Raw genomic sequence first — 16992 nt, 5'->3', positions numbered from 1 at the left:
GTTGGCGTTGGTTCAGCTGGCGTTATCGATGCCGGGCGCGGTGTTGTGGTGTCCGCTACCGATGCCATCCTCGGGTGGGCCGGGACCGAGCTGACCGCAGGGTTGGCCGCCCGGCTCGGCCTGGCGCCGGAGGCTGTCCAGGCCGTGAACGATGTCCATGCGCACGCCCTGGGCGAGTCGTGGACGGGTTCCGCCGCAGGAACCTCAAGCTCGCTCCTGGTGGCCTTCGGCACCGGCGTCGGCGGCAGTTTTGTCCTGGCCGGGCACCCGGTCCTCGGACACCGCTACGCGGGCGGACACGTGGGCCATTTCGCTTCCCCGTATGCGTTCCACGAGGGCAAGCCTGTGCCCTGCGTCTGCGGCGGCGCCGGGCATGTTGAGGCCATCGCCTCCGGACCCGCCATCCGCGAGGCGTACGTGCGGCTGGGCGGCAACGAGCCGGTGATGGACGCCCGCGGCGTCTTTGCCCTTGCCGGCGCCAGCGACGCCATAGCCATCCAGGCGGTGGGTATGGGCGCCGCCGCGGCCGGCCAGGCCGTGGGCGGACTCGCCAACATCCTGGACCCCGAAGTGGTGGTGGTTTCCGGCGGCCTCTCCGACGCCGGCGCCCCCTGGTGGCGTCCCATGGAACGCGCCCTGCGCGCCGAACTCCTGCCCGCGTTGCTCGGCCTCCCCGTCCTTCCCGCTAAACTCGGCAACGCAGCAGCAATGGTGGGCGCCGCGCGACTGGTCCTCACCGCTCGGTCCTGACACCGTCGTCGTAAAGCACCTCGCCTGACCACCCCGCCCGACTCCGATCTTCAGCCCGCTCCGCCAAACCTTCCAGAGGAAACCGACCGTGATCCTGACCCCCGAAGCCCTCGAAGCCCTGCGCGGGCATTTGATCGTGTCCTGCCAGGCGTACCCGGGCGAGCCCCTGCGGGACCCGCGCACCACGGGGCAGATGGCCGCCTCCGCGGTGATCGGCGGCGCCGCTGCTGTCCGGGTCCAGGGCCTGGCCGATGTGCAGTTCACGCGTGCAGCGGTGGAGGTTCCGGTGATCGGGCTCTGGAAGGACGGGCACGACGGCGTCTTCATCACTCCCACACTCCGCCACGCTTTGGCGGTGGCCAACGCGGGCGCCCACGTGGTGGCGATCGACGGCACGCGCCGGGAGCGTCCGGACGGCCTGACGCTGGCCCAGACGGTGGCGGGCATCCACCAGGATTCCCACGCCTTGGTGATGGCGGACTGCGGCTCGTTCGACGACGCCGCCGCCGCTGTCGAGGCCGGGGCCGACCTGATCGGCACCACGCTGTCCGGTTACTCCGGCGAGCGCCCCAAGACGCACGGCCCCGACCTGGAACTGCTGGAGCAGATCGCCGCGGCCGGCTTCGGTGTGCCGCTCATCGCCGAAGGCCGCCTCCACTCCCCCGCCCAGGCCCGGCAGTGCCTCGACGCCGGCGCGTTCGCCGTCGTCGTCGGTACCGCGATCACGCACCCGGCCACCATCACCGGCTGGTTCGCCGAGGCCCTGAAGTGACCCCGCCGCCGGAACGAGCACAGCCCACCGCCGCTGAGCCCGGGAACTACCTGCTGGTCGGCACGGTCCTCACCGACGGCTCGATCCATGACGACGCAGTGGTGGCCGTCGCAGACGGCCGCATCGCGTATGTGGGGCCCCGCGCCGGTCTTGATGAGGCGTCGCTGCCCGGCCTTGAAGAACTCGAACTGCCGCCGGGCAGCATGATTCTGCCCGGCCTCGTTGACCTGCACTGCCACGGCGCTGTCGGCGGCGACTTCCCCAGCGGCGACAGCGAGGCTGCCAGGACCGCCGTCGACTTCCTGCACCGCAGCGGCACCACCACGCTGCTGGCAAGCACGGTGACCGCGTCCCGTGAGGACCTGCTGCGCGGCCTGGAAACCCTGCGGCTGCTCGCCGATGAAGGGCTCATCGCGGGCATCCACTCCGAGGGGCCGTTCCTGTCCCACGCGCGCTGCGGCGCCCAGGATCCACGGTACCTGCGCGAGCCGGACCTCCCCCTGCTGGGCGAGCTGCTGGCTGCGGCCGGCGGCCACCTGCGGACCATGACGTACGCGCCGGAACTTCCCGGCGCCGACGCCGTGGTGCGGATGCTCGCCGAGCACGGCGTCACGCCGTCGCTGGGCCACACTGACGCGGACGCGCGGACGACGGCGGCCTCCCTCACCGGGGCGGCGGAGCTGCTGGCGGCATCCGGCCTGGGGACCGTATCGCGCCCCACGATCACACACCTCTTCAACGGCATGCCGCCGCTGCACCACCGCAGCCCCGGACCGGTCGCCGCGTGCCTCCGGCTGGCCGGGGCCGGCACGATTGCCGTCGAACTCATCGCCGACGGCGCGCACCTGGACCCCGAAACGGTCCGGATGGTCTTCGAGCTGGTGGGGGCCGAAAACGTGGTCCTGGTGACGGACTCCATGGCCGCCACCGGGCTGCCCGACGGCGACTACGAGCTTGGCCCCGCAGCCGTCTCCGTCAGCGGTGCCGTCGCCCGGCTGAGCAACGGCACGCTCGCCGGCGGGACGGCCACCATGCTGGACGTTGTGCGGCGGACCATTGGCGCCGGTGTGGAGCCGGCCGCCGCTGTTTTGTCAGCCACCGCGGTTCCGGCCGCGATCATCGGCCAGGCGCAGGAAATCGGAAGCCTCCGCGCGGGGCTGCGGGCCGACGTCGTAGTGGTGGACCGCAACTTCCGCCGCGTCCTGGTCCTACGCGAGGGGCGCACCCTGGGCCTCCCCGCCGTCGGGGTTTAGCGCCCCGCGCTGGCCGCCTGACGCTCCGTGGTGACGAGGGCCTGGCGGAAAGTGCATAGGCGACCGTATTCAATGTTTACCTATAGGACACGGCAGGGCGGGCTCCAGGTCAAGAATTTCGCAATCGCACATCCGCCACGCTGCCTGGTTGGGCAAACGAACAGCGCCCTTTCCGCGAGCGGCGTCTAGCGTCTATAGGGCATGTGGCTCAGGTCACCCGCCGCCCAGCGTTGAACCTGACGGTCCGCCTATCGAAAGCCTCGTCACCATGAACACGGACACACAGCTGTCAAAAACACTCAAGCCACGGCATCTCTCCATGATCGCGATCGCCGGCGTCATTGGCGCCGGGCTGTTCGTTGGCTCAGGAGCCGCGATTAAGCAAGCGGGCCCAGGCATACTCCTGGCTTACGCGGCAGCCGGACTCGTGGTCATCCTGGTCATGCGGATGCTCGGCGAAATGGCCGCGGCCAATCCGGAAACCGGGTCCTTTTCCGCTTACGCCGACAAAGCGCTGGGACGCTGGGCGGGGTTCAGCATCGGTTGGCTGTATGCCTGGTTCTGGATCATCGTCCTGGGAATCGAGGCGACCGCCGGCGCAGCAATTATGCACCGCTGGGTGCCTGGCATCGACCAATGGGTGTGGGCGCTGCTGCTCATGGTCCTTCTGACGCTGACCAACCTTGGCTCGGTGAAGTCCTATGGTGAATTCGAGTTCTGGTTCGCGTCCATCAAAGTGACGGCTATCGTGCTTTTCCTGCTGTTCGGTATTGCCGCCATCCTGGGCCTTGTCCCCGGGGTTCCCGCCCCAGGAGTCAGCAACCTCCTTGAGAACGGCGGGTTCTTTCCGAACGGTCCAGGCGCCGTACTCGCCGGCATTCTGGTGGTGGTGTTCTCCTTCTTCGGGGCCGAGATCGCCACGATCGCCGCCGGCGAGTCCGAAAATCCCGTGGACGCGGTCAAGAAGGCCGTCCAGTCCACCGTATGGCGCATCCTGGTCTTCTACATCGGCTCCATCGCCATCGTCGTAACCCTGCTGCCTTGGAACTCCGCCAGCGTGGCCAAGAGCCCGTATGTGGCCGTCATTGAGCTGTTCGGCATCCCGGGTGCGGGAACCATCATGGATATCGTCGTGCTGACATCGGTCCTGTCTTGCCTGAATTCCGGTCTCTACACCGCCAGCCGCATGCTGTTCTCCCTCTCCCAGCGAGGAGACGCCCCGAAGGCCTGGACCAAGATCTCCAAGCGCGGCGTTCCGGCTGCTGCCGTTCTGTCATCCACCGTGGTCGGATTCATCACGGTCGGACTGAACTATGTTGCCCCGGAAACGGTATTTCTTTTCCTGGTCAATACCTCCGGCGCCATCGCACTCTTCGTGTGGCTGGTCATCGCCACGTCACAGCTGATCCTGCGCCGCCGCATGGGCGCAGCCGCCAAGGACCTCGCCATGAAGATGTGGCTTTTCCCGTACCTGACGTGGGTTGCAATCGCCAGCATCGTCGCCCTGCTCATCGGCATGCTGATCCTGGACGCAACCCGCGAATCGCTGCTGCTCTCCATGGCACTCGCCGCCGTCGTCGTCGGCATTGCCGTATGGCGATACCGGAAGAACCTAAGCCCACACCAGCCCAACGACGTCAACGAACCCGAAGACACGTCGCTGCGCACTCCCGCCCTGTAGCCAGCAGCTGCGACGGCGACTCGTCCGGTGGCGCGTCGCGTGGGCCCACTGGGCGAAGAACCCGGGTTCCGCGGCTACGCCCTCCCCCTCCTTCAGGCGTCCCGGCCTCCGCTGCTGTCCGCAGCCATTCTCGGCGTCCTCGTGGCCCTGTGGCACCTGCCGCTGGTCCTCTTTGGCGGGCTAAGCCTGATCAGCTTGCCGACGACGTTCGCCATCACCTTCCTCTATATGTGGCTTTTCAACCGCACAGGGCGGCAGTGCCCTGCTGGCGCTCCTGTTCCACAACAGCCAGGGCACTTTCACCACGGGTTCCTTCGGCTTCACCGGTCCCGGCGCCGACCGCGCGGAGCTGATCTACTTCGGGGTCGTCGTCCTTACGGTTCTGACACTCTGTGGCGCTGGACCGCCGGGCCTGGCGCAAGGCACCCCGCCCGGCCACCGCCGTCGGGCGTTTCTCCTTCAGGAGGCGTCCCAGGTGAACGACGGCGGGCAACAGTCGCCCTGCGAACGGCGCCTCTGTACCCCGTCAAGACCTGGCCGCATCGCGCTAGACTTTCGATTATGACCGGTGCCCCTGCCCGTCTTCTGGCCTGGCTCGTTGCCCTGACGATGCTCCTCACGGCGTGCGCGCCCGCGATCGGCTTTGACGAGACCGCCACCGATCGACCGATAGCAACGTCCTCGGCCCGGCCAGCCGCTGGCGACGTCGCCCCCGCCCCTCACCGGACTCCAGCCCCCACACCGACGCCGGTTCCCACGCCAACGGCGGTGCCCCAGGCGTTTGCCCTGAACCTCTACCAGGAGGGGGACTTCGTGCCGCAGTACACCTTCGACTGGTGTGTTGCGGCGAGCATCCAGATCGCGCACAACCTCATCGATGACACGGGGGGCGGCACGTGGGCCGATCGCGCTCAGCAGGGCGACCTGTGGGAGAGGGCCCGGGCACGGTCGTCCAACTCGTTCAACGGTGCAAATCCGCTCGGTTGGGCAGAGGTGCTGACCGACGTCGGGATGGGGCCATACGCCGTTGTCAGCATCGCCGACTATGAGGACGCGCTGCGAACGGCGGCGCGTGCCATCACCGAAACGGGCCGGCCGGTCGGGCTGGTCATGTGGAGCGGCCGCCATGCCTGGGTGATGAGCGGGTTCGAGTCGCTCGGCGATCCCGGCCAGTTCCCGGAGTTCTCGGTCACCGGCGTCCGCGTCCAGGATCCGCTCTACCCGCACGGCAGCGGGCAGTGGGGTCCATCGCCTGCGCCCAACAGCCTGCTCAGCCCCGAGCAGCTGGCGACGCAGTTCGTGGTCCGCGAGCCGCGACGCTGGAGCAGCGATCTGCCGGCGGGCTACCTGCTGGTGCTGCCGCAGGCCGAGGCCTGACCACGCCTTTTGTGCACGTGGGGATATCGTCGGGGTAGTGAGGGCTGAGCTCTTCGCGCACAGCCCCGTCGCTCCTGTCGGGGATTCGTTTCGATGGGAGTGCTATGTCAGGTCTTCAGGTCCATCCGGATGTCGCCATGGTGATGAGGGTCCTCGGCGACCTCGGCCTCGTCTGTTCCCCCGCCAAAGTCGAGGCCGACAACGCTGAGTACGGTGCCGCGATCTCGGCAATCGGTCGGTCTCCGGTTCGCTTCAGGGTCGGAAAACTGACCCCGACGAAGGTGGGCTTGTTCGTGACGGTGTGGCGGCGCTCTCTCGATGGGTCGACCGAACCTCTGCCCGCGGAGGAGTGCAGCGACGTGCTGGTGATCTGCGTACGGGAGGATTCCCGAGTCGGAGCATTCGCTTTTCCGAAGGCGGCGCTGGTCAAGCACGGCGTCGTGTCCGTTGGCGGCGCCGGAGGCAAGCGAGGGTTCCGCATCTATCCGCCCTGGTCAGCTACGACGAATCGGCAGGCGAAAAAATCCCAGCAGTGGCAGTGTAATTACTTCTTCGAGATGGCTGACGGATCCGCCACCGATGCGCAGCGAGCCAGTCGACTCTTCGTTGTGGCCTAGACGGATTCGGCGACATTCGGTCAGGCCAGCTCAGGTGGCGGGCCGCCGTCGAGCGCTGCTCCACCCCAAGCGAATCCGACAGACTTTGTCGCGAAGTGCTGCCACTAGAGTTGCAATCAGCAGCCGGCTTGGTTGTGAATCTAGCGGCATTTGGCCTTGTTCTGTCAGCGGTAGATGCGGGTATCCGTTTGAAGAACCCTGCACGGGACAGCCCGTAGTGCCGGTATGCGACCGCTATTTGGGTGTCTCGTTCTGTTCTCTTTGGGCGAGCCGCTGGAGTTGCCATCTATGCACATCGGGCAGCCAATCCAACGGGGCCGATGGGCCGACACGCGGGTCGTCGGGAACACCGCCGTCTCGCAGGGCCCGCACGTACGCGCGATCCTGGTTGATACGTGCCCGTAGCTGCCCAGCTCCGCCGACCGAGCCGTGACCAGGGATGACGGCATCAACGTCGTCGGCCACGCTGTCAAACAGCCTCAACGCGGCGAGGTAGTCCTCGATCGGATTCGCGGCCTCCAGGTCGAGGAACGGCATCAGGATGTCAGAAAGCATATCGCCGGCGACGAGGACGCGGCGCTCCTCGATCAACAGCGCCGCATGGCCGGGGGCATGGGCCTGATGCTCGATGATCCGGGCTGTGGGGCCATCCCAAGGAATCTGCGCAGTATCGGCGGGCAGACCGGTAATGAGACCCAGCAGATCCATCGGGATATCCTCGGCGTACTCCGGCGGGAGCCCCTCGGCTATGCGGGCCTTCCAGTCCGCGTTCGACAGCAAATTTTGGATAGAGGCCGCGCAGCGGGCTGTACCGTAACGGGGCGCGTCGCCGAAGTTCGCGTGCCAGAGCACATGGTCCCAATCAGGATGCGTCGAGAAGCCTGCCACGACGGGCTGGCCCAACTCGTGAAGGTCGTTCGCGAGGGCCGACATTTCGTCGCCCGTTATACCGGGGTCAATGAGCAACACACCGTCCCGGCCCTGCACGACAACGGAATTACTCTGGATGAACTCGCTCTCGTGAACCAGAACGCCCTCAGCGACTTCCTCCAGCATGAAATGCCTTCCGCTTGTGGTTTGCAGCCCCTTGTCGAGACGGTATTAGCTGGCGGTAGTAGATTGCAAGCACTATGGGCGAAGCGGGTGAGCCGCAGTCAAGGTGCCCGATCAACGCGCGGTGGAGGCGTTCGGCGATCGCTGGACCCTGATCGAGACCGGATCTGGGACTGTCCGTAAAGGAGGACGCCGATAACGGCTAAGCCAAAAGGCCAGCGACGACGAGGAGAAATGAGAGGCCGGACATTACCTTGGGTCTGACAGCAGCTAGGGTCCACCCATTAGGCCGCAACCGGTGGCGCCCTGATCGGTGCTGTTTGTGCCCGCCGGAGAAACGGCTTCCTAGGAACCTGTGGCCGTTGTTGGGTCCCCTGACACGGCATGGTTGGATGAGGAGTGATGACGGGCAGGTCGCCACATCTTATTGACGGACCACTTCCAACGCAACGCCGCGTTCGAGTAGTCCGGATCCGTCCAGCAGCAGGCGGTTTCGCAGGCCCTTACCGAGGGCTGTCGGGCGGGGTGCACCCGTCTGCAGGGGGGAAACACCATGGCTGGTCTTTTTGAGTTATTCGTTGATGCGCAATCGCAGTTCAGGTTCCGGCTCCTCGACGACAGAGGAACGGTAATGGCCGTGTCGTCCGGTTTCGATGACAAGTTAACAGCCGTCGCCGGAATCGATGCCGTACGAGAATGTGCGGGCACGGGCCTGGTCACCGACCTCTCGGACCCGACTCCCGACGCGGACGGAAGTGATTTAAGCGACGCCCCGAACGATGGCCTCAGACACCGGTCCTGACATACACGTTCGCGGGCCAAGGGCCTTGGTCGGATGGGACACGCTCAGGTGTACGCGATCTCCTGCAGTTTTCTTAGCCTGACGACGCAGGTCTCTGGCTGCCTCAAGTTTCGCCGCAGTCATCGCCGGCGGACTTCCGCCAAGCCGGGCCCTGGTTTTCGCGGCCGCTAGCCCTGCCTTGGTGCGTTCGGACAAACGCGAGCGTTCGTACTCGGCCTAAGACGCGAACATGTGCTGGAAGGCCGGATGGGCTCGAGAGTGGAGTTGTTCACGCAGATTCGAAGGGACGGCGAGCCGATCCAGGCTTTACCTAGGATTGTCCAAGCTTCGCCAAGGCATGCGCAGTGTTTGCCAAGGATTTCGCCCAGCACTAGGTGTGAACCTGTACCGCTTGCAAACATTGTCTGGGGGATCCTTTTCAAGTCAGTAGTTGACTACTTGGAAGTGAAAACTCTGGGGGAACTCGATGGCTTTCGTCGAATGCGAATCGCGGCGCAACCCTTGACTACCGTCCACCGAGGCCAACATTTTGCCCCGTCCCGGGGCCTCATTTTTCACTGATGCTGGGGAGTGTTTGTGCGTAAGAAGCGATTGGTTCGGTTTCTGGTGGCCAGCTTGGTGCTGCCACTGGCTGTTGTTATGGGTATCGCAGTGCCATCGGAGGCTGCAGAACGGGCCGGGATTACCCTGAGCACCTCCGCAGGGCCGGCCGGAGCGTCCATCACAGTGACCGGCACCGGCTTTGCGCGCCAGTCGTTCGGAACCCTGACAGCCGGTTCATCGAGCATCCCGTTCACCACCGGGGCCAACGGTTCCTTCACGGCGGACGTGAACATACCGGCAACAACCGCAGCAACTGTTGTGGTGACGGCCAAGGCGGGAAAGCCCTCGGCGTCCGCGCCCTACACCGTCACGTATAGCCCGGCCTCCACCTCCGCCGGCCGTGACAGCGCGGCCACGGCCAGTGCTGCTCCGGTCACGATGGCGGCCCGGACCGAGACGTCCACAACAACCCTCAACCCTCCCATCAGCTCTGCCCCGCTGCGGTTCGGAGTGTCCACGCCCGGAGGTCCGCTGGCCACCAGCGAGCTGGACGCCGTCGCAACGCTGGTCAACGAAAATCCCTCCATCGTCATGTCCTACAAAGACTTCAGCCAGGCCGCGCCGATCGCTGACCTGAACGCCGTCGACGCCCGGGGCGCCACCAGCCTCATCACCTGGGAGCCCTGGCTCTGGAGCGGCAACGGCGCCAACCAGCCCGCCTACGCCCTGGACCGCATCACCGCCGGAGATTTCGACACCTACATCGCCCAATGGGGTACCGCCCTGGCTTCATGGGACAAGCCCGTCATGCTGCGGTTCGCCCACGAAATGAACGGCAACTGGTACCCCTGGGCTGAATCCGCCAACGGCAACCAGGCCGGGGACTACGCCGCAGCATGGCGCCACGTGCACGACGTCGTAGCCGCAACAGGCGCCACCAACGTGCAGTGGGTCTGGAGCCCGAACGTCCCCTACTGGGGCTCCACCCCGCTCTCCGGGCTCTTCCCCGGCGCCGGCTACGTCGACATTGTTGGTCTGGACGGCTACAACTGGGGAACCGCCGCATCGTGGAGCTCCTGGACATCGCCATCGGCCCTCTTCGGCGACGGACTGACTGCACTCCGCAGCCTCGCACCCGGCAAGCCGATCATGATCTCCGAGACAGCCTCCGCAGAGGCCGGAGGCTCCAAGGCTGACTGGAACACCGCCCTCGTTTCGTACCTCGCCGCCCAGTCCGACATCACCGCCTTCGTCTGGTTTCACCACAACAAAGAAGTCGACTGGCGGATCAACAGCTCCACCGCCTCGGCCAGCGCCCTCGCCGCGGCATTGGCGGCCAGGAACTCCTGATTCCGCCCGTCGCGCCCGCGCCGGGTTTACCCGGTGCGGGCGCGCAGCGGCAACCCGGAACCGAGGCTGGAAAGGCCGCTCCTTGAACCACCAACTCGTCGTCCGGATCCTCACCACGGTGACCATAATCCTGGGCGTGAACTACATGGCCTGGCGTTGGCTGTTCTCCGTAAACTGGTCCGCAGCCTGGATCAGCGTGCCGCTGGTCATGGTCGAAACCTACAGCCTCATCGATGCCGTCCTGTTCGGGCTCACCATGTGGAAGCTGCGCGTCCGCGACACCCCTCCTGCCCCACCGGAGGGCCTCACTGTGGACGTCTTCATCACTACCTACAACGAGCCCACCGGCCTGGTCATGACCACCGCCGTCGCGGCCAGCCGCATCAGCTACCCGCACAAGACCTGGATCCTGGACGACGGCGCGCGGCCCGCCATGAAACGGGCGGCCGAGGATGCCGGCATCGGCTACATCATCCGCTCCCCCGACTGGGAAAACCACCGCCGGCACGCGAAGGCCGGAAACCTCAACAACGCCCTGGCCGCAACACAGGGCGAATTCCTCCTCATTCTCGATGCCGACCAGATCCCCGAACCCGGAATCGTGGACAGCATGCTGGGCCACTTCACCAACGAAAAAGTTGCACTGGTGCAGACCCCGCAATGGTTCCACAACGTCACCGACGACGACATCCTGGGAAGCCAGGCACCCTTGTTCTATGGCCCCATCCAGCAAGGCAAGGACGGCTGGAACGCCGCGTTCTTCTGCGGCTCCAACGCCATGATCCGGCGCGAAGCCCTCATGCAGATCGGGATCACCGGCTATGTCGAAGGCGTACGGCACAGCCTCCAGCAGACGCTGAAGGCCGCCGACAAGGTCATCGCCAAGGCACGCGCCAAACACGGCGCGACAGGTGAGCACCTGACCCGCGCGCTGGACGACGTCGGCCTCGCTGCCCGGGCCGCACGAAAGGAACTGCACCAGAACAAACCCGTCGCATCCATCACCTACGACTTTCAGCGCAAGGTCGACGCCGCAGCCAGGAGCATCGTCACGATCGACGTCGCATCCATTCAGGCGGACCTGGACGAAATCGCCCGCCTCTCCGGAGACGGCAGGACCGGCGTCTACATCGACGACGCCGCCATCGACCGCCTGGCCCGCCGCGACTGGTCACCCATCGGCGCCATCAGATCGGTCCGCAAAATGGTCCAGGCCCTGGACGTGGACCGCTCCGACGAGGCCCTCCCCGTCATGCCCATGGCCACGAACTCCGTGACCGAGGACATGGCCACCTGCATGCGGCTCCACGCCCAGGGCTGGGAGAGCGTCTACCACCACGAGATTCTGGCCAAGGGCCTGGCACCCGAAGACCTCCGGACCATGCTGACCCAGCGGCTGCGCTGGGCCCAAGGAACCATGCAGGTGTTCCTCCGCGAAAATCCCCTCCTCCAGAGCGGACTCGCCTGGGGCCAGCGCCTAATGTACTTCTCCACGATGTGGAGCTACCTCTCCGGCTTTGCCGCGGTCATCTACATCGCCGCGCCCATCATCTTCCTGTGCTTTGGAACCATGCCGGTGGATGCATTCAGCATCGACTTCTTCGCCAGGCTCATCCCGTTCCTGGTGGTGAACCAGCTGCTGTTCTTCGTTGCCGCCCGCGGCAGGAAAACCTGGCGCGGCCAGCAATACAGTGTGGCGCTCTTCCCCATCTGGATCAAAGCATGCACGACGGCGGCAGGGAACGTCCTGTTCGGCCGTGACCTCGGATTCGCGGTGACCCCCAAAACCCGCCAGGGCGACGGCCCGCCCTGGTCCCTGATCCGCCCTCAGCTCGTGGCCATAACGGCCCTGATCATCGCAGCCATCACCGGACTCATCCGGATGTTCACGGGCCTGGGCGCACCCGCGGGAACGCTGGTCAACATTGCCTGGGTCGTGTTCGATCTGCTGATCCTCAGCGTGATCATCCGAGCCGCTCTCTACAAGGGATACACTCCCACGGAAGAAGTTAAGAAAGATGGAATTCAACTCTGAACCATCCGGCCAGCTTTCGATGAGCGGTGCACGCCTCCAGATCCATGAGCTCCACGCCTGCGCCTACCCGGAATGTCTGGGCATGGTCCACGACCTGCTGGCCGAAATGTCGGGCGAATCGCCGGAGAGTTTCCGAGCTGGACCGGGCCATGTTCGAAACCGCCGTCATCGAAATCACAGCCAACACGTCGGCCACGGCTCCGACGAAGGTCGCACCCTCTGCAACCTCATCCTTGAGGTCTATCCAAACCGCCTCAATGCCCCTTTCAGGGACAACGGCCTCGTCGACTAACCCATCGGGTGGCAGGACGAAGCCGCCTGCCAGAGCCCCGCCGCCATTCCTGACCGGACAGATAGGCAAGGGTGTCGAATCGAAGCCATCCATCCGCCGCTGTCTTGATGTGTGCGGTCAACTTCACATTGCCCTTTCCTCATCCAGCCTCCATGAACAGGTTAGTACCGGGAAGCCCCACTTACCGCACGCCCTCCGTGCGAGTGATCCCGTCGAGCTCCGCGAGAATCTCCCCCTCACCCGTGGGCTAATCTCAGTCCTTGCGCAGACAGCGCACTGTCCATTAGAAACCGCCAGCCTCCTCGCTAGATTTGGCCCAAACCCAAGCCCCCATGAGCACGCTGCTTCAGCTAAAAGCCACTTGCACGGGCTTGAACCTGAAAGGCTCGCCGCACTCGGGTCCGAAGGGGTGCTCCCCGGTTGATTCCGTTTCTATGGGCGAATCACGGGCTACGCGGCCACCAGAAGTGGCCACGGCCTCCACAAAAATCGAACTGACACTAAAGAGCGGATCCCTCAGCGGGAACGACTGGCGCAGCCGCAGCCCGAGTAGCGGCCGCGTAAGTTTGTAACATCGTCCGGGCAGGCCCTTTGAATGCGAGGCCCCTGCCGCTTGCTTAGGGAATCAGTCGCTGGTCTCGGAGACTCTGGAAGATTCTCAAGAACATCGCTTCGCTGTCAACATATGTGTGGAAGCCGGCACGCCTCGACTTTGACGTGTCGGCGATGACGTCGTAGTCCCACGCAAAGACGAAGTCGCCAAACTGCCAGGAGGACACATCAGAGTAGGGGGTCTTGGCCAGAGCGTGCTTCGCAACCATTGCATCCCAGAGTTCAGATTTGTCTGCCATCACGTCGCTAAGGCTCATCGGCAAAGGTGGCGCTACATCGAGGTCGAAGAACGCGGCAATTTTCGGCCACATCGAGGACCAGCGGAACATGTCACCGTTTGTGATGTTGAAGGCTTGGTTCCTGCTGCCGGGGTTTGTTGCAACCCAGGCGGTAGCTTCCGCCAGCAGCCCTGAGTCCGTCATCTCGATCAGGCTTGTGTAGGCCCCGGGCTTGCCGGGGAACCGGAACGGGACGCCGAGCTCTTTGCTGATAGAGGCGTACACCGCAATCACCATGGCGAGGTTCATGGGGTTGCCGAGCCCAATGCCGGCCACAACCGAGGGTCGCAGTGCGGACCACGACCAAGCGGCGTCAGCCTGCCGGCGCTCGAGGAACTGTTGCTGGTCGACGTTGAACTCCGGCGGCATATGCGGCGGATCGTCCTCACGGGCCGGCGTCGGGAAGGGCCCCAGATGAGCGCCATAGACCTTGTACCCCTGCATCAAACTGATGTGCTCCAGGTTCGGCGCCACGGGTTCGATCGCGTCGACGACATTCGTGAGCATCGCCAAGTTCGGCGGCACCAGTTCCGCCCAGCTGGCGCGATCCTGATAAGCGGCATAGAAGACATGAGTGATCCCAGTCAGGCTGTTGAGTTTCAAAGCGGTGTCGTCTTTGTCCAGAAGGTCAACGGCGATATGCCGAACCGAGCCCTGATTGGCCCCTCCCCGCCGAGAAAGTCCGATGATCGTCCAGCCTCCCACGCGGTCGAGGTGCTCGATCAAGTTTCCGCCGATCACACCCCGTGCTCCGACGACTAATGCAGTTCTCGGTGCCATGCTTCCTCCTTCATCGTAAAAACGTGATTTACCGATCTAATTTGTAGCACAGCATCGCGATATTGCGATATTGCGATGTCGGGCTACTCTGGAGGCATGGCAGAACTCAGTGACGATCAACTCGTGAGCGCATTCAAAGCGCTCGGCCACCCAACCCGCCTGGCAATTCTGAGCTGGCTCAAGGACGGCAACTCATTTCCGCCGCAGGATCGGCCGGCGGACGAGGTCGGAGTGTGTTTGAAACACATTCAGGCGCGTGCAAAGGTGTCTCAGTCCACCGCTTCACAGTTCATGGCGACGTTGCAACGCGCGGATCTTGTGATCTGTACTCGCATCGGCCAGTTCTCCCACTACCGACGTAACGAGCAGACCATAGCCAAGCTCGGCAAGGCCATCGGCGCCGACGTTTAGCCGCACCGCCGTCCCGTTCGCGACAAGATCGCCATGCGAACCCTAGGCAATATCGCTCTGACGCACGCCTGCAAGGCGAACCCTAAACGGGACGAAAGTCCGTGATCGTCGCCTACTTGCACCATGAGGCGTTCTACCCCGGACCATTTAGCTGGCTGGTGCGGCAGGTTCAAGCTGAAGTTCGATGGAACCAGTCACGTTCTCTAGAAGCAGGAGTGAGCCCTGAGATGTGTAGTTCACTTGAGATTGCAGGAAGCTGACCGCAGCGGTTTCCATGCCGTTTTCGGGGCTATTACAACCCTTGGCCCCGGCCGTCATACCTGAGGGATTTATGGTTAGGGTCTCGGAGCTTATTGCTGCGGGAGCCGAGATGGGGTTGCACGGCGTCGTTAGTGAAACCAGCACTGACCCCGGCGTCTGGTCGAGCCGCAAGGTGACGGGCCGCTCCGCGGTCCACTCCATAATTCCGGATCCACTGACGCTGCGGTAGGAGCCGCAGGTCACCAGGAATTCCTTTGGTAGTGAACAGGCAAGCGGTAGCGCAGTGGCAGGCGACGTCACCGGAATCGAGTCACGTGCAGAGGGGGCCGCAGAAAGGCTCGTCGTTCCTTCTGGAACGGATTGGACTGCGCACGAGGACAACGCAATGCCTATGCCGGCCACCGCAAACGCGGCAGCTGTGAAAATCCGGATCTCCATATGCCCCAATGGCCAGTGTTGAGGCAATAGTACGCCGATGGGAAAACAACTCAGGGCTGCAGGAAAGACTGTCCCATAACACGAACCCTCTGCGGGACTGAGGCTAAGAAGTTGGAGCGCTGGTTCAGGTCCTTGGGCTAACGATAGATACATCTCCACTTTTCAAGCCCCGCCTAAGACAGTCTGCAATCCGTTTGGCGTCTTCTTCTTTCGCCGCTTCTCGAAGTTTGATGCCTAGGTGCGTGGAAGGCAGATTTGCGCTTTCAATTGCTTCCTCGATGACCGGGTCTTCTAGGCATCCGTCGATGCCGCCGCTTCTCGGGCCGGAAACGCCAACTAGCCAGCGGTCGGAGGTGCCGGTGGCGATGTTCACATCATTGGGGATCTGTGCGCAGCTTCCCAAAGCAAGTGTAAGAAGACTTATACCAAGGACCCACCGACGATTCGTCATATTGTCCGCTCCCCCGAACTGGCAGCATGGCCCGAGCCTACTCCAAAGGTCATTGAGCAACACTTATGGCTCAATCGAGAGCGCGCACTCCTGGGTTATCTGCTGCCAAGGATGCGGCGCTTGGCGGCGCTAAATTCCTCGTCAGAAAGAGCGCCACTTCCATGGAGTTCAGCAAGAAGGGCAAGGTCCGCCGCCAGAGACTTCTTGCCCATTATCTTGCCGGCCATCACTTGTCGCTCCCTGGTGCGTTTAGTCGGCGCCGGCTTCAGCTCATGCGCCCGTGATGAGCTGTTGACGGCATATGCGATTAGAGGGGTGATCGCGAGGACGCCCAGCGCAATTCCCAAAGGGATGCGGAACGGCTCCGTTGCGTTTATCAAGACAGCAAGGATTGCCCCAGCAACAACCGCACACAGCCCAGCTATCCGAAGCGACGATCGGCTAATGCCGAACGTAAATGTGTATCCCTCGGCCTCGGCCGAAACCAAGTGTTGGTTCATGTGCCGAGAATAGCCCTCGGAACGCTTTCTGAACATCCTGCGGACCGTGGTCAGGGGCATGCGTCCGCAACTGCAACCCTGTGCGGGACAGTCGCGATGCATCTGAACAGTTCATCGACCGGTGTGCGGCCCGGTAGCAGTGAAGGGTCGCCCGTTAGGGTGATCCTTAGCCGTGACGGATCACTCAGACAGAAGCGGAGCAGGTACATGAAGGCAAATCTGGCTCCTGCCAGCTCCGCAACTTCTGCGGATTGGCAATGCGCTGGTTGCTCTTGGGGTGACGCCGGAGAAGACGCTCACGGACCAGGGCCTCACCGGTGCCAACCGGGCGCGGCCTGGACTCAGGGAAGCGTCGGCCGCCTGCTGGGCCGGGGACACCCTGGTCTGGATGCCCTGATGGACCGCGAACAAGCGGACGCAGTACATGGCATTTCCCCCGCGGCCCGTATTGCTGCCGCAAAGAAAAGCCTGCAGTTCGCCAGAGGTATGGGCTTGACCTCGGCAGCCTGGGATCACACCGATCACCCGGAAGCTGCGCACCGTGGGCTAGCGGCGCCGCGATGCCGAGGTCAAACTGCAGCAGCATCTTCAGGAGGCCCGACCCAAAATCACACCCCAGGATGGTCCGGCCGGGGCGATATCCCCGGGCTGATGCCGGTGGTCCGGGCCGCCAGGCAGGGCCCGCCGGATGCGCGAACCGCTGACATGGCGCACATCCGGCAGCCGGCCCTTGGCC

Annotated in this window: 16 protein-coding genes and 1 pseudogene; 12 read left to right on the top strand and 5 right to left on the bottom strand. The window is 64.2% G+C overall.

Annotated features, from left to right (window positions below; genetic code table 11):
* From V6M49_RS01940 to V6M49_RS19875, 5 genes and pseudogenes are all read left to right on the top strand, one after another.
* Window positions 1–750: ROK family protein (locus V6M49_RS01940; RefSeq protein WP_332759746.1), on the top strand; the 750-nt coding region annotated here is incomplete at its 5' end.
* Window positions 751–838: 88 nt separating this feature from the next.
* A complete protein-coding gene (locus V6M49_RS01935) occupies window positions 839–1522 on the top strand; it encodes an N-acetylmannosamine-6-phosphate 2-epimerase (protein ID WP_332759744.1) in 684 nt (227 codons plus the stop codon).
* Complete coding sequence (gene nagA / locus V6M49_RS01930) at window positions 1519–2775, top strand: N-acetylglucosamine-6-phosphate deacetylase (RefSeq protein ID WP_332759743.1); 1257 nt, start codon at window positions 1519–1521, stop codon at window positions 2773–2775. Before V6M49_RS01935 ends, nagA begins: the two co-directional genes overlap by 4 nt.
* Before the next feature lie 268 nt (window positions 2776–3043).
* Window positions 3044–4456: an amino acid permease gene (locus V6M49_RS01925; RefSeq protein ID WP_332759742.1), complete on the top strand. Its 1413-nt coding sequence runs from the start codon at window positions 3044–3046 to the stop codon at window positions 4454–4456.
* A 27-nt stretch (window positions 4457–4483) separates the two neighbouring features.
* Window positions 4484–4654: pseudogene (locus tag V6M49_RS19875) on the top strand (CPBP family intramembrane glutamic endopeptidase); the annotation flags it as partial.
* A 40-nt stretch (window positions 4655–4694) separates the two neighbouring features.
* Here V6M49_RS19875 and V6M49_RS01920 read toward each other — a convergent pair.
* Window positions 4695–4949 carry a hypothetical protein gene (locus V6M49_RS01920; protein WP_332759740.1) on the bottom strand — a complete coding sequence of 85 codons (255 nt, stop codon included), beginning with the start codon at window positions 4947–4949 and terminating at the stop codon, window positions 4695–4697.
* Window positions 4950–5017: 68 nt separating this feature from the next.
* Between V6M49_RS01920 and V6M49_RS01915 the strand changes: the two genes are divergently transcribed.
* Together V6M49_RS01915 and V6M49_RS01910 are read left to right on the top strand one after the other, a co-directional pair.
* On the top strand, window positions 5018–5833 hold the full coding sequence (locus tag V6M49_RS01915; RefSeq protein ID WP_141139065.1) for a hypothetical protein: 816 nt from the start codon (window positions 5018–5020) through the stop codon (window positions 5831–5833).
* A 104-nt stretch (window positions 5834–5937) separates the two neighbouring features.
* Window positions 5938–6450, top strand: coding sequence for a MepB family protein (locus V6M49_RS01910; RefSeq protein ID WP_332759738.1), 513 nt, complete (start codon window positions 5938–5940; stop codon window positions 6448–6450).
* A 234-nt stretch (window positions 6451–6684) separates the two neighbouring features.
* Here the strand turns inward: V6M49_RS01910 and V6M49_RS01905 are convergent, their stop codons facing one another.
* On the bottom strand, window positions 6685–7506 hold the full coding sequence (locus tag V6M49_RS01905) for an MBL fold metallo-hydrolase (RefSeq protein ID WP_332759737.1): 822 nt from the start codon (window positions 7504–7506) through the stop codon (window positions 6685–6687).
* A 550-nt stretch (window positions 7507–8056) separates the two neighbouring features.
* Between V6M49_RS01905 and V6M49_RS01900 the strand changes: the two genes are divergently transcribed.
* The 4 genes from V6M49_RS01900 (at window position 8057) to V6M49_RS01885 (ending at window position 12525) form a co-directional block, all read left to right on the top strand.
* On the top strand, window positions 8057–8305 hold the full coding sequence (locus V6M49_RS01900; RefSeq protein ID WP_332759736.1) for a YegP family protein: 249 nt from the start codon (window positions 8057–8059) through the stop codon (window positions 8303–8305).
* Window positions 8306–8944: 639 nt separating this feature from the next.
* Entirely contained in the window at window positions 8945–10198 is a 1254-nt protein-coding gene (locus tag V6M49_RS01895) for a glycoside hydrolase family 26 protein (protein WP_332759734.1), read from the top strand.
* A gap of 145 nt (window positions 10199–10343) precedes the next feature.
* Entirely contained in the window at window positions 10344–12233 is a 1890-nt protein-coding gene (locus V6M49_RS01890) for a glycosyltransferase (RefSeq protein ID WP_332759748.1), read from the top strand.
* Window positions 12217–12525 carry a hypothetical protein gene (locus tag V6M49_RS01885; RefSeq protein WP_332759733.1) on the top strand — a complete coding sequence of 103 codons (309 nt, stop codon included), beginning with the start codon at window positions 12217–12219 and terminating at the stop codon, window positions 12523–12525. Before V6M49_RS01890 ends, V6M49_RS01885 begins: the two co-directional genes overlap by 17 nt.
* A 617-nt stretch (window positions 12526–13142) precedes the next feature.
* Here V6M49_RS01885 and V6M49_RS01880 read toward each other — a convergent pair.
* A complete protein-coding gene (locus V6M49_RS01880; protein ID WP_332759731.1) occupies window positions 13143–14195 on the bottom strand; it encodes an SDR family oxidoreductase in 1053 nt (350 codons plus the stop codon).
* 96 nt (window positions 14196–14291) lie between these two features.
* Between V6M49_RS01880 and V6M49_RS01875 the strand changes: the two genes are divergently transcribed.
* Window positions 14292–14606, top strand: coding sequence for an ArsR/SmtB family transcription factor (locus V6M49_RS01875; RefSeq protein ID WP_141139059.1), 315 nt, complete (start codon window positions 14292–14294; stop codon window positions 14604–14606).
* A 147-nt stretch (window positions 14607–14753) separates the two neighbouring features.
* Here V6M49_RS01875 and V6M49_RS19870 read toward each other — a convergent pair whose 3' ends face one another.
* Window positions 14754–15068 carry an META domain-containing protein gene (locus V6M49_RS19870; RefSeq protein ID WP_442959687.1) on the bottom strand — a complete coding sequence of 105 codons (315 nt, stop codon included), beginning with the start codon at window positions 15066–15068 and terminating at the stop codon, window positions 14754–14756.
* A gap of 783 nt (window positions 15069–15851) precedes the next feature.
* The gene (locus tag V6M49_RS01870; RefSeq protein WP_141139057.1) at window positions 15852–16256 is read right to left on the bottom strand and encodes an SHOCT domain-containing protein; all 405 of its coding nucleotides are present in this window, start codon (window positions 16254–16256) and stop codon (window positions 15852–15854) included.
* Window positions 16257–16992 lie beyond the last annotated feature (736 nt).

It is taken from the genome of Pseudarthrobacter sp., from assembly GCF_036675385.1.
GTDB lineage: Bacteria > Actinomycetota > Actinomycetes > Actinomycetales > Micrococcaceae > Arthrobacter.
This window is presented reverse-complemented; position numbering and strand designations above follow the sequence as displayed.

Excerpts from the sequence above, each read along its gene's own strand:
- V6M49_RS01875 (WP_141139059.1), top strand. The coding sequence starts at position 14,292 with ATGGCAGAACTCAGTGACGATCAACTCGTGAGCGCATTCAAAGCGCTC.
- V6M49_RS01870 (WP_141139057.1), bottom strand. The coding sequence starts at position 16,256 with ATGAACCAACACTTGGTTTCGGCCGAGGCCGAGGGATACACATTTACG.
- V6M49_RS19870 (WP_442959687.1), bottom strand. The coding sequence starts at position 15,068 with ATGGAGTGGACCGCGGAGCGGCCCGTCACCTTGCGGCTCGACCAGACG.
- V6M49_RS01905 (WP_332759737.1), bottom strand. The coding sequence starts at position 7,506 with ATGCTGGAGGAAGTCGCTGAGGGCGTTCTGGTTCACGAGAGCGAGTTC.
- V6M49_RS01895 (WP_332759734.1), top strand. The coding sequence starts at position 8,945 with ATGGGTATCGCAGTGCCATCGGAGGCTGCAGAACGGGCCGGGATTACC.
- V6M49_RS01915 (WP_141139065.1), top strand. The coding sequence starts at position 5,018 with ATGACCGGTGCCCCTGCCCGTCTTCTGGCCTGGCTCGTTGCCCTGACG.
- V6M49_RS01885 (WP_332759733.1), top strand. The coding sequence starts at position 12,217 with ATGGAATTCAACTCTGAACCATCCGGCCAGCTTTCGATGAGCGGTGCA.
- V6M49_RS01900 (WP_332759736.1), top strand. The coding sequence starts at position 8,057 with ATGGCTGGTCTTTTTGAGTTATTCGTTGATGCGCAATCGCAGTTCAGG.
- V6M49_RS01890 (WP_332759748.1), top strand. The coding sequence starts at position 10,344 with ATGGCCTGGCGTTGGCTGTTCTCCGTAAACTGGTCCGCAGCCTGGATC.
- V6M49_RS01910 (WP_332759738.1), top strand. The coding sequence starts at position 5,938 with ATGTCAGGTCTTCAGGTCCATCCGGATGTCGCCATGGTGATGAGGGTC.
- V6M49_RS01880 (WP_332759731.1), bottom strand. The coding sequence starts at position 14,195 with ATGGCACCGAGAACTGCATTAGTCGTCGGAGCACGGGGTGTGATCGGC.
- V6M49_RS01925 (WP_332759742.1), top strand. The coding sequence starts at position 3,044 with ATGAACACGGACACACAGCTGTCAAAAACACTCAAGCCACGGCATCTC.